The 14,413-nt window shown below is 37.8% G+C and carries 16 protein-coding genes and 1 pseudogene; 2 read left to right on the top strand and 15 right to left on the bottom strand.

Annotation, left to right across the window (positions count from 1 at the left end; genetic code table 11):
• Nucleotides 1-36 precede the first annotated feature (36 nt).
• From RGF10_RS23770 to RGF10_RS04965, 5 genes and pseudogenes are all read right to left on the bottom strand, one after another.
• A complete protein-coding gene (locus RGF10_RS23770) occupies nucleotides 37-1,074 on the bottom strand; it encodes a methyl-accepting chemotaxis protein (protein WP_412176715.1) in 1,038 nt (345 codons plus the stop codon).
• A gap of 588 nt (nucleotides 1,075-1,662) precedes the next feature.
• Nucleotides 1,663-2,172: pseudogene (locus tag RGF10_RS23765) on the bottom strand (MCP four helix bundle domain-containing protein); the annotation flags it as partial.
• A gap of 57 nt (nucleotides 2,173-2,229) precedes the next feature.
• Nucleotides 2,230-2,709, bottom strand: coding sequence for a chemotaxis protein CheW (locus RGF10_RS04975; protein WP_318507809.1), 480 nt, complete (start codon nucleotides 2,707-2,709; stop codon nucleotides 2,230-2,232).
• 34 nt (nucleotides 2,710-2,743) lie between these two features.
• Nucleotides 2,744-3,175: a chemotaxis protein CheW gene (locus tag RGF10_RS04970; RefSeq protein ID WP_318507807.1), complete on the bottom strand. Its 432-nt coding sequence runs from the start codon at nucleotides 3,173-3,175 to the stop codon at nucleotides 2,744-2,746.
• Nucleotides 3,176-3,196: 21 nt separating this feature from the next.
• Nucleotides 3,197-5,209 (bottom strand): chemotaxis protein CheA, encoded by a 2,013-nt coding sequence (locus RGF10_RS04965; protein ID WP_318507805.1) that lies wholly within the window; start codon nucleotides 5,207-5,209, stop codon nucleotides 3,197-3,199.
• A 273-nt stretch (nucleotides 5,210-5,482) separates the two neighbouring features.
• Between RGF10_RS04965 and motA the strand changes: the two genes are divergently transcribed.
• Nucleotides 5,483-6,271, top strand: a complete 789-nt coding sequence (gene motA, locus RGF10_RS04960; protein ID WP_318507803.1) for a flagellar motor stator protein MotA — start codon at nucleotides 5,483-5,485, stop codon at nucleotides 6,269-6,271.
• A gap of 15 nt (nucleotides 6,272-6,286) precedes the next feature.
• Nucleotides 6,287-7,060, top strand: coding sequence for an OmpA family protein (locus RGF10_RS04955; protein ID WP_318507802.1), 774 nt, complete (start codon nucleotides 6,287-6,289; stop codon nucleotides 7,058-7,060).
• 107 nt (nucleotides 7,061-7,167) lie between these two features.
• Here the strand turns inward: RGF10_RS04955 and RGF10_RS04950 are convergent, their stop codons facing one another.
• From RGF10_RS04950 to RGF10_RS04910, 10 genes are all read right to left on the bottom strand, one after another.
• A complete protein-coding gene (locus tag RGF10_RS04950; protein WP_318507800.1) occupies nucleotides 7,168-7,560 on the bottom strand; it encodes a hypothetical protein in 393 nt (130 codons plus the stop codon).
• 53 nt (nucleotides 7,561-7,613) lie between these two features.
• Nucleotides 7,614-7,976: a response regulator gene (locus RGF10_RS04945; protein ID WP_318507798.1), complete on the bottom strand. Its 363-nt coding sequence runs from the start codon at nucleotides 7,974-7,976 to the stop codon at nucleotides 7,614-7,616.
• A gap of 27 nt (nucleotides 7,977-8,003) precedes the next feature.
• Nucleotides 8,004-9,119, bottom strand: coding sequence for a flagellar motor switch phosphatase FliY (gene fliY, locus RGF10_RS04940; protein ID WP_318507796.1), 1,116 nt, complete (start codon nucleotides 9,117-9,119; stop codon nucleotides 8,004-8,006).
• Nucleotide 9,120: 1 nt separating this feature from the next.
• Complete coding sequence (gene fliM, locus RGF10_RS04935) at nucleotides 9,121-10,095, bottom strand: flagellar motor switch protein FliM (RefSeq protein ID WP_318507794.1); 975 nt, start codon at nucleotides 10,093-10,095, stop codon at nucleotides 9,121-9,123.
• A gap of 27 nt (nucleotides 10,096-10,122) precedes the next feature.
• Nucleotides 10,123-10,548: a flagellar basal body-associated FliL family protein gene (locus tag RGF10_RS04930; RefSeq protein WP_318507792.1), complete on the bottom strand. Its 426-nt coding sequence runs from the start codon at nucleotides 10,546-10,548 to the stop codon at nucleotides 10,123-10,125.
• A gap of 59 nt (nucleotides 10,549-10,607) precedes the next feature.
• Nucleotides 10,608-11,270 (bottom strand): flagellar hook-basal body complex protein, encoded by a 663-nt coding sequence (locus RGF10_RS04925; RefSeq protein WP_412176714.1) that lies wholly within the window; start codon nucleotides 11,268-11,270, stop codon nucleotides 10,608-10,610.
• Between the two features lie 23 nt (nucleotides 11,271-11,293).
• The gene (locus tag RGF10_RS23760) at nucleotides 11,294-11,551 is read right to left on the bottom strand and encodes a flagellar basal body protein (protein WP_412176679.1); all 258 of its coding nucleotides are present in this window, start codon (nucleotides 11,549-11,551) and stop codon (nucleotides 11,294-11,296) included.
• Between the two features lie 30 nt (nucleotides 11,552-11,581).
• Nucleotides 11,582-12,028: a flagellar hook assembly protein FlgD gene (flgD, locus tag RGF10_RS04920; RefSeq protein WP_318507791.1), complete on the bottom strand. Its 447-nt coding sequence runs from the start codon at nucleotides 12,026-12,028 to the stop codon at nucleotides 11,582-11,584.
• Nucleotides 12,029-12,095: 67 nt separating this feature from the next.
• Nucleotides 12,096-13,001 carry a flagellar hook-length control protein FliK gene (locus RGF10_RS04915; protein WP_318507789.1) on the bottom strand — a complete coding sequence of 302 codons (906 nt, stop codon included), beginning with the start codon at nucleotides 12,999-13,001 and terminating at the stop codon, nucleotides 12,096-12,098.
• A gap of 52 nt (nucleotides 13,002-13,053) precedes the next feature.
• Nucleotides 13,054-14,310 carry a hypothetical protein gene (locus tag RGF10_RS04910; RefSeq protein WP_318507787.1) on the bottom strand — a complete coding sequence of 419 codons (1,257 nt, stop codon included), beginning with the start codon at nucleotides 14,308-14,310 and terminating at the stop codon, nucleotides 13,054-13,056.
• Nucleotides 14,311-14,413: the final 103 nt, after the last annotated feature.

Genomic DNA, 14,413 nt, shown 5'->3' with positions numbered 1-14,413 from the left:
CCAGAAGAAAAACGCATTGTCCAATAAATATCAGGTCTATTTTAACTTTGCAACCTGAATTTCAACATCACGGATGGCATTTACAACTCCTTCTGCTTCCTTGGTTTGTGTTTCAATACTGTTATTAAGCTCCGCTGTTTGACTACGTACCTTTTCAATTTCAGCGGAAATGACTTGACCAAATTTCGCTTGGTCATTTGTGACGATTGTAATTTCATTAACCATATTTTTAATTGAATTTAAATTGCGCACAATTTCTTCCGATGCAAGTGCCTGTTCTCTTGTTGCGGCTGTAACGGAGTTTGATTGTCCTGTAACATTTTCTACCGAAGAAACAATCTCGCGGCCGCCTTTTGCTTGCTCTGCTGTCGCGATAGTAATTTGCTGTACTTGATTACGAATATCCAATATTCCTCTTACAATTTCTTGAGCTGTTAAAGATTGTTCATGGGTTGAATTGGTCATTTGTACCGCTTGATTTGCGACGTTTTCAACTGACTTCGTAATAAATTCATTATTTCTTGATTGGATTTCCGTTATTTCGACAATTTGATGCATTTCTTCTGACATAATCGTAATACCTTGGGTAATCTTTTTAATGGCCTCATTTGTTTTATCCGCAAGCTGATTTCCGATTTCAACCTTATCTGCCCCATGCTTAATCGAATTAACAGCGATAGCGGTTTCATGCTGGATTCCTTTGATTAAGACAGCTATTTCCTTTGTTGCTGTTGCGCTTCTTTCAGCTAGCTTTCTAACTTCATCTGCCACTACAGCAAAGCCTTTTCCATGTTCACCAGCACGTGCAGCCTCAATCGCTGCATTTAAAGCAAGTAGATTGGTTTGGCTCGCGATATCATCAATTGTTTCAATAATGATACCAATTTCTTCTGAGCTCTTCCCAAGGTTAACCATAACTGAGCTTGCCTGATTAATTTCCTTGGAAATGTCATTCATGGCAATTAAGGTTTCATTTACAGTATTTGTACCGTTTATTGCATCATTTTTAACCGATTGACTCAATTCATTTAACACATGTGCACTATGCGTTACCTGCTGAACAGAAGTAATCATTTCTTGGACGGCTGTGTTTGCTTCATCTGCAGTTGTTGTTAAGCTAACAGCGTTTTGCGAGACTCCATCTATAGAACTGCTCATTTGTTCAATGGCAGCTGAAATTTGTTCAACACCCGCTCCAACATTACCGGTGTTCCCAGCAACTTGCTCAATAGAGACCATCATCTCCTGAATTGCAGAGGAGCTTTGATCTGCTGCAACAGAAAGATGATCTGCACTTGCTGCGACTAAGTTAATCGTACTACTCATTTCCTCAATTGCCGCAGATATTTCATTTACACTGGAAGTAGTGGTGGACGTATTGCCTGCAACCTCATTAATCGAAGCTACAAGTTCACTAAGCGATTCTGTCGTTTTATCCATTGATGCATCCAATTCCTGCGCACTAGCAGCTGATTGTTCAATCGATTTTTTGATCTCAGCAACAGAATTGGTGGTAATGTCAACATTTTTCACTACGGTGTTAACTGAACGGCGAATCAATCTTGTCATAAGGAATGAAATGAAAATGGAAAAGATTGCAGCACCAACAGATACAGCAATATTTTCTAAGACTGCTTTCGTTGCAAAGTCATTAGATTCTTTGACAAATTCCCCTGTATCTTTGTTGAAGTCACCAGAAAGGTCCGCAATGGATTTAACTGCGTCCTCTCCTAGCGGAGCCATAATGCCCATTAGTTCATGGACTGTGTCATAGTCGTTGCTGAAGGAGCCTTCGAAATAATCTGGTAATTTAGCAACGTATAGATCAAAATCATCACTAAATTTATTTAGGAACTTTTTATTATCACTTGTCAGGTTAAGCTGTTCCAGATTGGCAATTGATTTCCTGACATTGGCGATATCGCGGTTAACAAACTCCTCCATTTTGTTTTTATCTTCTATATTTCTTTCATATGCATGCTTGGTGGTGTATAAACGGACACGGGTAAAATCCTCTTTAATATTCCCGATATATTCCAGCTTTTTGGCTTGTGTTTCACCTAAATAATCTATTTTATCGGTTAAATTGCCAATACTATGAAAGGCAACTAAGTTCAATACAGCAAAAAAGATAATGATTACGAAATAGCTTCCCCATTGTTTAAATCCCATCGACACTTTACTAAATGCATTCCCCATTTTTCACCACTCCCGAATTATCATAACGAGCTATAAGTAATTCTTTATTTCTTTTAAATCGTCTAGATTTGTAGTGTCTTCAAGCAGCTTTTCAATATCTAAAAGAATTAATAAACGTTCCTCCTGCTTAGCAATCCCCTTTAGATAGGTCACTTCCCTCGTTTCAAATAAATTGGGCTTCTGGATTATATCAGCTGCAATATCTAACACATCCGTAGCTGCGTCCACCAGCAGTCCAATTGCATTTCCGTATACTTGAACGATGATGATTCGGGACGAAGCTTCATGCTGAAATGATTCGCCTGTTAGTGCAGCACACAAGTCAACTACGGGTATCACTTCTTCTCGAACGGTTGTGACCCCTAATACATAAGGTGGTCGATTAGGATAGGGTGTTATACTTTGCATTCTTTCAATTGAAACAACTTGATTTATATGTATTCCATAATGCTCTTTGCCTACTCTAAAAACTAAAGTTTTTAAATCCTGTTCAAATGTTTGAGTATCCATATTTGTCCTCTTTTTAATAAAATTCCCTACTAGATTAGTGGCTAACATTTTCAAGTAATTCTTCTAGGTTTAATAAGATAATCAAACGCGTTTCGATTTTAGCAATCCCATAAAAATATACTGAATCAAAATTGCTGTTTGAATCCGCAAATTCGATCGCCTCAGATGCAACATTTAACACATCGCTCGTTTCATCGACAATAAAGCCCAATTGACTACTATCACTGGACTGTATGATGATTACTCTTGTCTGATCAGTTAGCTGAACTTCTCCCATTCCTAGCTGACTAGAAAGGTCAATAATGGGTGTGACATTCCCACGAAGATTTATGACACCCTTTACGTGAATGGATGCATTTGGAACTCTCGTAAACTGATTGATTCTTTCAATCGACTGCACATTCTCGATGTCTATACCATACTCTTCATTTCCTAATTTAAACGCGACAATTTTCATCATTCCCATAGATTACGAGATTCACCCTTTCTAATTAAAAAACTGGTTGGAATCAATAATTAACGCAACTTCACCATTTCCAAGGATTGTCGCTCCTGATATCGCATAAATATTAGATAAAAACCCACCTAAGGATTTTAATACGACTTCTTGCTGGCCAATAACAGAATCAACAACAAGCCCAACAATTCGATCACCCTTGCGGACAATGACAATAAAGAGCTGTTCATTTTGCGCAGCCAGTTCACTTAGAGGAACATTAAAAACTTCTTTAATATAGATAAGTGGTACAACCTGTCCCTGGAATTGGAATACCCTTTTTCCATGCAGTGTAGCTACATCATCCTGCGCAATCGTTGTAATTTCTACAATGGAGCTAAATGGAATTGCGTACGTTTCTTCCTCAACCTTTACAAGCATCGAATAAATAATTGAAAGGGTTAATGGTAGCTGAATTCGAAACGTAGAACCTCCTCCGAGATTCGAATCAATCGTAATACTGCCACCTAGGGACTCTATTTTCGTCTTGACTACATCCAAACCGACACCGCGGCCAGAAATATCAGAAACCGTTTCAGCCGTTGAGAATCCTGAAGAGAAAATTAAAAAATTCACCTGCTGCTCAGTAAGGGATTTCGCTTCTTCTTTTGTAACCACCCCACGCTCAATCGCTTTATTTAGCACCTTCTCACGGTTAATACCTTTTCCGTCATCAACGACTTCGATAAACACATGATTTCCACCATGGAATGCCTTAAGGATGATTTGTCCTTCTTCACTTTTATTTGCAGCGATCCGTTCTTCAGTACTTTCTAGTCCATGATCTAAAGCATTTCGTAGCAAATGCACTAATGGATCACCGATTTCATCAATAACAGTGCGGTCCAATTCAGTTTCTGCACCTATCACGACTAACTGCACCTTTTTATTCAGATCTTTCGCCAGGTCACGTACCATACGCGGGAAACGGTTAAACACTTGATCAACTGGAACCATACGCATAGTTAATATAAGACCTTGTAAATCCGTTGAAATTCTTGCCATATGCTCAACAGTTTCAGTTAGGTCGGCAATATCGGATCTTCTCGAAATTTGTTCAAGTCTACCTCGGTCTATAATCAACTCACTAAACAAGTTCATTAAGTGATCGAGCTTTTCTACATCGACTCGTATCGATTTTGAACGATTTTTCTTTTTGGTGATTTCCGTAGCTTCATTTGTTTTCGTGCTGACAACATCCTCATGACCAACTGCTATTTCCTGTTTGCTTAATATCCGCGATGAGCTAAAATTCTGTTCAGTTTTATCAGTTACTAAAACCTCTGTTACTTCCATTACATTTATTAATTGCGAATATATTTCGCTTTCTGTCCGTTGAGATAATAGAAGTAAGCTGAATGTATAACCAAAATCCTCTCCTTCCAGCTTTTCAGCTGACGGATAAGATTGAATGATTTCGCCAAACTCTTCAGCGACTTGAAACACCATATAAGCCCGAACATTCTTCATTAAGCTCGCTTCATCGAGTGTTACTTTGATTTGATAAACATAATGGAGAGTCTTTCTAGCTTCGTTAATAATGGAGATAACATAATCATCAAGGAAAAACTCCTCATCCTCAGAACTATCATCAAAATCATTTTGTGTTTTTAAAATAAAAGCTGTTCCTTTTGAAATACTGGCTAGCTCCTCAACAACTTCTGTTACATTTTCTTTTCCATCTCCACCATTTTCAATCCTAACGACCATTTTTTCAATTAAATCTACACACTTAAATATCACATCCATTATATTAGTCGTGATAGTAAGTTTGGAGTTACGAAGGAGATCTAGCACGTTTTCCATTTCATGAGTCAATGAGGCTAAGTCTTCAAATCCCATTGTACCGGCCATTCCCTTAAGAGTGTGTGCCGATCGGAAGATTTCGTTCACAGTCTCAGTATTTTCAGGTTCACTTTCTAGTTTTAACAGTTCATCATTTATCGATTGCAAATGCTCTTTTGATTCTTCAATAAACATCTCAAGATAATCGTTAAAATCCATGGCAAACTCCCTTCGCAGACCTTTGTCAATGCTTTCCTTAAGCTGTTGTGCGGTGAGCTAAAAAAATAGATAAATATATCCATAATTTTAGCATATATTTCGATTTATTTCGTAAACATTTTTGATAGTTTTTGTTAATAACGTTGTAAAATTATTTTTTTTGATTACATTGTCATCAGTTCTATCAAACTAACAGTTGTCTTATTAATATTTATCAAATAAAATAAAAATGTGTGATTAAAATAGATTTAATTTTATAAGGGGGTGCCGATTATGAGGGATCCATCGACACTGATCGGGATTATTTTAGCGCTAATCGCCATTGGAGTGGGGATGGTACTAAAGGGTGCCAGTCTAGTAGCGTTAGTAAACCCAGCAGCTTATTTAATTATTATAGGTGGGACTGCAGCTGCCTTATTCGTAAGTTTTCCTATGGAGGAAATTAAGAAGTTTCCGGTATTATTGAAAATCGTTTTTGGTGGTAGTAATAAAATCCCGTCCAAGAATGAAATCATTGATATATTCACAGGATGGGCTACGATTTCGAGGAAGGAAGGTTTACTGGGACTCGAGAGTGAAATAGACAAAGTTGATGATCTTTTTCTTAAGCAAGGACTAGAATTGATTGTAGACACAACCGATTCGGATTTTGCTCGTGACGTTTTATTGGAGAAAGTAAGTGCGATGCAGGAGCGACACCGTAAAGGTGCTTTAATTTTTTCACAGGCAGGAACCTATGCACCAACATTAGGAGTATTGGGGGCCGTAGTAGGACTGATAGCAGCATTAGGTAATTTAAACGATATAGAGATGCTTGGTCATTCTATCGCTGCAGCATTTATTGCGACACTCCTTGGGATTTTCACAGGATATGTTCTATGGCATCCGATGAGTAATAAACTTAAGTTGATTTCAAAAAAAGAGATAGAAATTCGTCATATTATGGTGGAGGGACTTCTCTCCATTCAAGAAGGTATAACGAGTAGACAATTGGAACACAAGTTAAATGTTTACCTAAATCCTAACGAACTTGAAAAGAAAAATTTAGATGCGGCATCTTAAAGTGGAGGGTTACCAATGGCCAAGAGAAAACACAAAGAAGATCATGAGGAAGAACATATTGATGAGTCATGGTTAATTCCCTATGCCGATTTGCTTACTCTTCTTCTAGCACTTTTTATCGTCCTTTTTTCGATGCGTTCAGAGGATGTACAAAAGTCAAATGCCATGTTTGATTCCCTTAATAATGCCTTAAACACTATTAACATTTTCGATTCAAGCAGCGGAGGTCAAGAGCCTGGTAACCCGAACCCGAAGAGTACGGATACAAATACTGAGGATTTGAAAAAGCTTGAAAGTCAAGAGCCTCCCGCTGGAACTTCTCCCGTTATGGATAAGGATGAGCAGAACCTCCAGGAGCTCTTATCTGAGCTTCAAGCGCACATCAATCAAAACGGGTTACAGCAAGAAATTACTCTTACCGATATTTCAGAGGGAATTCAGATTACGATGAAGGATCGGATCGTATTTGATTCTGGGAGTGATCATATTAAAGATAACTTTCTTCCTAACCTAGGTGGAATCACGAGGATTTTAGCGAGGATTGATAACTCAATTACCATCGAAGGGCATACCGATAACAAACCAATTCATAATTCTAATTTTACTTCGAATTGGGAGCTTTCTGGAGCAAGAGCATCATCTGTTCTCCATTACTTACAGAATAACGGAATCTCTCCTAATCGTTTACGATTTATTGGATATGGAGAATATAAACCTGTAGCACCAAATGATTCTGATAAAAATCGCGAATCGAACAGACGAGTTAATATCATTGTTCTTCGTAAATAAATTTGCAGAATATCTCCGAAGCGCAGTCTTCGGTTTTTTTATATAAAAAAACGAGAACCTTAGAACGATTCAATCGTTCCAATCTTCTCGTTTTTTCATAATCCATCTTAGTTTCTATATTTATAGCTGCCTGTTTTTCGACCATTTTCTTCATTTTGTATTTCTTTTTCAACGTTTTGTGCAAGTTGATTGATGTTTCCCAAACAGGCTTTGCATGTTTTCCCCTCTTTTATCATCGTCCCACAATTTTCGCAAGGATACTCCAAATTTGTATATTGACTGACTATAATTCGATTCGACAAAATGAATTGCCTTATTTGAGAAACCGTGACCTCAGTTGCTCTATTTAACTGTTCAATCGTTGTCCCAGGATAATCCCACAAATAGGACGATACTTTTCGATAATCTTCCTCTTGCTTATCATAACAATCATCGCATATCATTCTTACTTTTAAAAACAGTTTTCCGCATTTTGGACAATTGCCTAACGGAGCAACCAAGTTTCTCATCCCCTTTATACAGTGAATTGGTGAATAGCCAAGAGAAATTAATTCTATTTCCCTAATACATTTGTAATTGAATCCATTACTCTTTCTGGCTGAAAGGGTTTTACAACAAAATCTTTTGCACCAGCTTGAATGGCCTCAATTACCATCGGCTGTTGCCCCATGGCTGAACACATAATGACCTTCGCTTCTGGAAATTCTGCACGAATTCCCTTAACAGACGAGATTCCATCCATTTCAGGCATCGTAATATCCATTGTCACCAAATCCGGCTTAAGTTCACGATATTTTTCAATTGCTTCTAATCCGTTTGAAGCTTCTCCCACAACATCTATTCCGTTCTTCGTTAAAATATCTTTTAGCATCATTCTCATAAATGCAGCGTCATCTACAATTAAAACTTTTGCCATGTTGAATCCTCCAATAAAAATGGTTTTCTATTTTGTCATATTTGATAAGCGATCTATCGGACTAATAATATCGGTAATTCGTACCCCAAAGTTCTCTTCAATTACCACAACCTCGCCCTTGGCGATGAGTTTATGGTTTGCGAGAATATCTACAGGTTCTCCAGCTAGTTTATCAAGCGGAACCACCGCACCTGGACCTAATTCAAGAATTTTTCGAATTGGCAACTGTGTTCGACCTAATTCTACAGTAATACCTAAAGGAATGTCGTAAAGCATATCAAGATTGCTTACCCCCTCAGCAGCCCTTTGTGGTTCCGAGAAAGTCGTATATTTTACTTGTTGGACATGCGCATTCTCTTGCTTAGGTGGTGAAACAGGCGGGATAGTTTTATGAGTATCCGCTTGATAGCTTAATACCGACTGGGCTCCAGTGTTTTGAACAGGCGGCTCAGATTTTTGTTCAGCCTCAAGTATGGTTGTAGTATCCGAACTAGTAATCTGTGTAACCATTTCCTTTGCAAACGATAGTGGGATTAACTGAATCATATCAGAATCAATCAATGTTCCTACCTTTAGGCGAAAAGAAACCTTAATGATAATATCATCCTTTAGCTCTTCCATTTTTTTTAGGGGAATATCTAGCAAATCAATTGTGGGTGGCGAAATGTCCACTTTATGATGGAGCATGGTGGACATTGATGTCGCTGCAGAACCCATCATCTGATTCATCGCTTCCTGAACAGCGCTTAAATGAAGCTCTGAAAGTTCGGGCTCAAGCGTTGTACCATCTCCCCCCATCATCAAATTTGCAATAATTTTCGCATCATTTTCTTTAATCATCAACAGGTTTTTTCCTCGTAAACCCGAGGTATAATCAACATGAACTGCAACCTGCTTTTCTTCTACCAACTTATCAATATGAGCATGCTCGATAAAGGAAAGCTTAGGAGTGGTTATGACAACCCGTTGATTTAACAAAGTGGAAAGAGTTGTTGTAGAGCTACCTAACGAGATATTTCCGATCTCTCCAAGAGCATCAATTTCCATGGGTGACAAAAAATCTTCGAGTATTAATGATTGGTTAACATCTGTTTGATTAAACAGTGCGTTAATCTCTTCTTGAGATAGTGAACCATCGTTCATCTTAGTGATTATCTCCTTCCGTGTCGATTATCTGGTCTATTTGGAATGCGTAATGGCCTTTTTGTACACCAGGGTTACCGAGAAACCTAGTTAAATCTCCAACTTTAATTTGAAGCTTACCTGTTTCGATTCCTATAACATCTCCAATCTGGAGATTTAACAAATCTGATATTGGTATCATTGCTCTTCCTAATTCAGCAACAACCGGCATTTGAACATTGTCCAGGTTTTGCTTGAGTTTATCTTGATTTGGTCCACTTGTTTTTACCATCGAAGATAGCCACTGATGTGACGTTAATTTAGGCAGGACAGGCTCTAATATTAAGTGTGGCAGACACAGTGTCATTCGACCTTTAATTTCTCCAATTGTTGTTTGGAGAACAATGATGATAACAGTATCGTTGGGAGAGGCTATTTGAATAAACTGCGGGTTTGATTCAATTGCCTCCCAATTGACTTTGATTTTTTCTATGTTTTCCCATGCATCTGCATATAAATTAAAGCCTTGCGCAAACACTTTTTTCATTAGAACGGATTCAATTTCTGTCAGTGTCCCGTTACGGTTAGATGGGGCTCCTTGTCCGCCAAGCATCCGTTCCAATACCGCATATGTTACTTGTGGATTAATTTCCAATACCATTTTTCCATCCATAGGTTTTACATCAAACACATTTAACACGGTTTTCGAGGGGATAGAAGCAATAAATTCATGATAAGTAACTTGGTCGACCAATTCGATTTCTATGTTAACAACCGTTCTAAGTTGTGATGAAAGGAATGTAGTTAAAAGGCGAGTAAAGTTTTCATGAATCCGTGTAATACTACGGAGTTGTTCCTTTGAGTACCGCATGGCACGTTTAAAATCATAAACCTTCACCTTTTCCTGCTTCTCGGTAACATCCGATGCATGAATTTCCCCACTATGAATGGCCGAAAGTAATGCATCTATTTCTTGTTGCGATAATACATCTGACAAAGGATATCCCCCTAACTCTTCCTTGAGTTATTGAATTATTTTATCCGTTGTATAAACTTGAACAACAGTTCCACTTTGCAGAAATTCATTGATTTCATTCATTAATTCCTCTTCAAGCTTTTCAATCCCTTGGGGACTTTTAGCTTCAGCATCTGTCATTGAAGCAGCAAGTCTAAGGATGATATTCCGCACTTGAAAATCGCGCTCAGAAAGCTCTTCACTCGCTTCCTCAGAGTTTGTTTGAATTCTGAAGCGCAACTTGATATAATCACCCATTTCTAAATTGGTTGTAATGGGCTCCGTTTCAATACTCGAGGCTAAAATATCATCTGCAGATTGTCCATTTGCCTTTGCTTCTCTCGTTGTAAATTGGTATAAACCAAACCAAATGAGGCCTAGCAAAGTAATCGCTGCAATGACCATAATGATAATCAGTTTTAATTTCGCTTTCATGGTATCTCCTACCTTTTTACAAAGAGGCTATTAAAAACCCGCCCGAATCCTACTCAAGCTTATCGTTTTAAATTAACTAGTTCTTCAAGAATTGAATCAGATGTAGTAATAATTCTTGAATTTGCTTGGAATCCACGTTGTGCCACAATCATTTCTGTAAATTCCTCGGTAAGATCGACATTGGACATTTCAAGTGCTCCAGCGTTTATGGAACCCCCTTTAATGTCTGAAATACGTCCAGTGTTTGCTGCACCAGAATTTCCTGTTACCTGAAACATTGTATTGCCAACCTTGGATAAACCAGAAGGGTTAGAAACCGTTGCAGTCGTTAAAGAAATATTTTCAGTTGATTGGGGATCTTCACTTAATTTATATTTACCTGAAGCATCGATCGCCAATACTCCTATTTTTCCATCCTCACGAACAACATTAATAAAGCCATTTGAATCAATTGAATAGGATGTAAATTTAAGTTTTGGATTTGATGGATCTACTTCATCCTCTGTTATTTTTATGGCAACTTGTTTTAAGGTACCAGTTGCGCCCCCAACTCCTGGCTCACCCGTTGTACCTGAAACGAAAAATCCATTTGAACTAACCAAGAATCCGTTCCCATCAAGCGTAAAGTTTCCAGCCTTTGTCAATAAATTACCTTCCGGCTCAATATTTCCATTTAACTCCTTTTCTGGTCCAACAATAAAATATGCATCTCCATCTATCATTAAGTCAGATCCAAAGCTTGTTGTCATCGGGCTGCCTGTGTGTGTAGAGTATCAATCGATGAAATTTTTGATCCCAGTCCGATTTGGATTGGATTGGTTCCACCTTGTCGTGCTTGCGGAGGAGTTGCGCCAGTAATATTTTGATTCATAATATCCTGAAACATCACACGACTTTTCTTAAAACCTACTGTATTAACATTGGCAATATTATTTCCTATAACATCTAGTTTTGTTTGAAAACCTTTCATTCCCGATATGCCAGAGTATAGTGATTTTAACATTTTTTCTTCCTCCTATATTTTCAAGAATAGTTAGTTTGATTCGGTTGTTGGTTCAGTTTTTTGCTTAATTTCTGTTACCAAGCCAACAGGTATTTTTTGTTCACCAACGATAAAGAAATAACTCCCATTTTGCGTTGAAATCCCATCCACAACACCTGAGACTGCAGATGTAGATCCTTCTGGTGTCCATGTAATTTCTTTCCCAATCGAAGCAGTATACTGACTCATTTGGTTGCCCGAAAACTTTTCAAATGCTTGATTAAGATTAGTCAATTGCTCTAGAGAGCTAAATGTGGCCATTTGCGCAATAAAATCTTTGTCCTCCAATGGACTTGATGGATCCTGATTGGATAGCTGTGTCGTCAAAATTTTTAGAAAGGCATCCTTACCAAGATTGCTTTGTTCTTCGAAAGATTTTGTATTACTGAACTGCGAATAGTTAGAAGCAACATTTGTAACATCAATCCAACTGCTCATCCTTTTTCTCCTTCCTATGCCGAAAAATCAATTCGTGAAGTGGTCCTTATTGAGACTCCTCCATATGTTAATGACGGGGTCTCTTCCCCAATTCAATCTGAATTGGAGCATCATCCTCGCTCCGATTTTTTGATCCATCTGAAGGAGTATAGGCGCCTTGCTCAGTTGATTGATTGAAATGTTGGTTATTTCCTCCATGTGGAAAAGACTGGTTTCCTTGATTAACATCGAATGTACCAGGGATTTGTTGGACTATCTCTACTTTCTGAACCTGTAACCCTTGCTGCTGAAGTGCTTGTTTTAACACGGAGATTTGTCCTTCTAATGTTTCTTTTGCAGCAGCAGTGTCGGTAAAAATTTGTGCTGCTATATGGCCTTGTTGAGATGTGATTTTTATTTCAAGTCGACCTAAATGTTCAGGATTGAGTAAAAATTTTGCTTCACTGCTCCCAGAGATTCCATGTGAAACCTTTACAAATCGCCCAATCCACTCGCTTACTTCTGGAACAAAATCGTTAACAGATAATACTCGACTTGATGGTATTACCTCAGAAGTAGATTCCTTTTGGACCGTTTGAATTTTATGTAACAGACCTCCTGTAATCAATTGCTCTTCAGGCGCGGAATCAGTAAGAAGTTCGACTTGTACTGGAGTGTGATTAGTTTTTGAAAACTTGTCACGAACGTCATTGTACACTTGACCTTCTTGGACAAAAAGATTTGTAACTGATTCATCAATATCTGCTTTTGGGCTATAACCTTCTAGACTTGTGTTAGTATTAATTTTCTCGTGGGCTTTTAACGGCATTTGATTAGGTAGGACTATTTTCTTTTGTTGGTTTTCAGCGATTAATGTTTTTGCATCTGCATTAATTAATGGCTCAACCACTTGACTATTTGTGAATTTAACCATGAATTGTTCTGGTGAATCTAGCTTTCCATGATCAATCTGATATCGATCAATTATCTTCATTCCGTCTTCCATTTCTAGAGGGGCTTGTGCCGCCACTTGAATATTGCTAATCTCAGAAGATTCCTGGTTTCCTGAATATTCTTTTATCAGACTGAAATCTATTACTTAACCTTGGATTGTCCACAGATGCTTCTAATGTTTCAAATAAAGAATTGACGATATTTCTTTTGTCTCTAAGCACATTCGGTGAATGCTGGCGTATTCCACCATCAACCTCATTTGGGACTGTTCTGGAAGTATCATTAACATGGTAATCATCCAAAAAGCTACTAGTATTAGAACCTTTTAACAAAGGTTCTAACAGCTGTTCACTAACTGCACTACTTGCCTTATTGGGAGTTTTAGCTATGCTTTTGTCGGACAGAATCGGCTCTATTACTAGAGAATCTGACTGTTTTCTTATTTGGTAGTCAAATTGGTTCCGTTGGACTTTTCCGTATAATCGTTCTTCTGTAGATTGGCTTTCAATGTTAGAAAACCCATTTACATTACTATTCTTCAATTCAAGGGCTGATGGCTCTAGCATCCTCTGAATCATTTGCCCTTCACGGCCCATATCGACTTCAATTTGTTTTTGATCGAACAGGCTTTCCCTGACAAGCTGTGACGAGATTATGCTTTGTTTTTCACTGTCATCGTTGAGACCAAATAACACTTTAAGCTCCTTAACAAATTCATCCATTTTAGTTGATTCGACTAAATTTGGTCTATTCATTTGCTGGCTTTCTTCTAAGCTCTCTTTTTCAGGTATGGAAGCATTCTCCTGCGAAAAATTACTATAAAGGGTGTTTGGCACATGCAATTCAGTAATATGTTTTGCTATATGCTCTATTAATTGTTTTTTTTCAAAAGCAGACAGTTGTTGAATTCCACCTAATGGTTGGAACATCTGTGTTATTTCGTTCTGAATGTCCTTCATAATATTCACAATTGAGTTATTTGCCCCGTCTTGAGTTCCACCTTTTGAATCTAACTTGGATGAATTAATTGCAACCTTGGATGAGTCCTGATATTGCTGGAAATAACCAAACCATTCCAGCATAAGCGATCCCATTTCTTGCCAATCAGAGTCTGTCAATTGGTGAACGCTGCTGCTATTAATATCTTCGACCTGTTCTATTTCAGTAGACAAAGGCATTTCCGAACTTACATCATCTGTTTTTGGTGATTCTATCATATTAAATAATGATAATATGTTATTAAAAGATTGTGAGGGAAAATTGCATTGAATGTTTGATTTTTCTTGTTTTTCTCCGTTCGATTGAACTGTTTGATTTAATTTGATTATTATTGGACCGAGGCTCAACATTCATCCTCCTTTAATTGGATTTTTATCCCCAATCACTATACAATTATAACTTATAGTGTAGGCTAAGTCATGAGGTTTTTTGATAGTTATCAAAATCAAAGGG

It is taken from the genome of Bacillus sp. T3 (assembly GCF_033449965.1).
Lineage (GTDB): Bacteria > Bacillota > Bacilli > Bacillales > Cytobacillaceae > Bacillus_BU.
The sequence above is the reverse complement of the archived record's forward strand: the minus strand, read 5'-3'. Positions and strand labels throughout refer to the sequence as shown.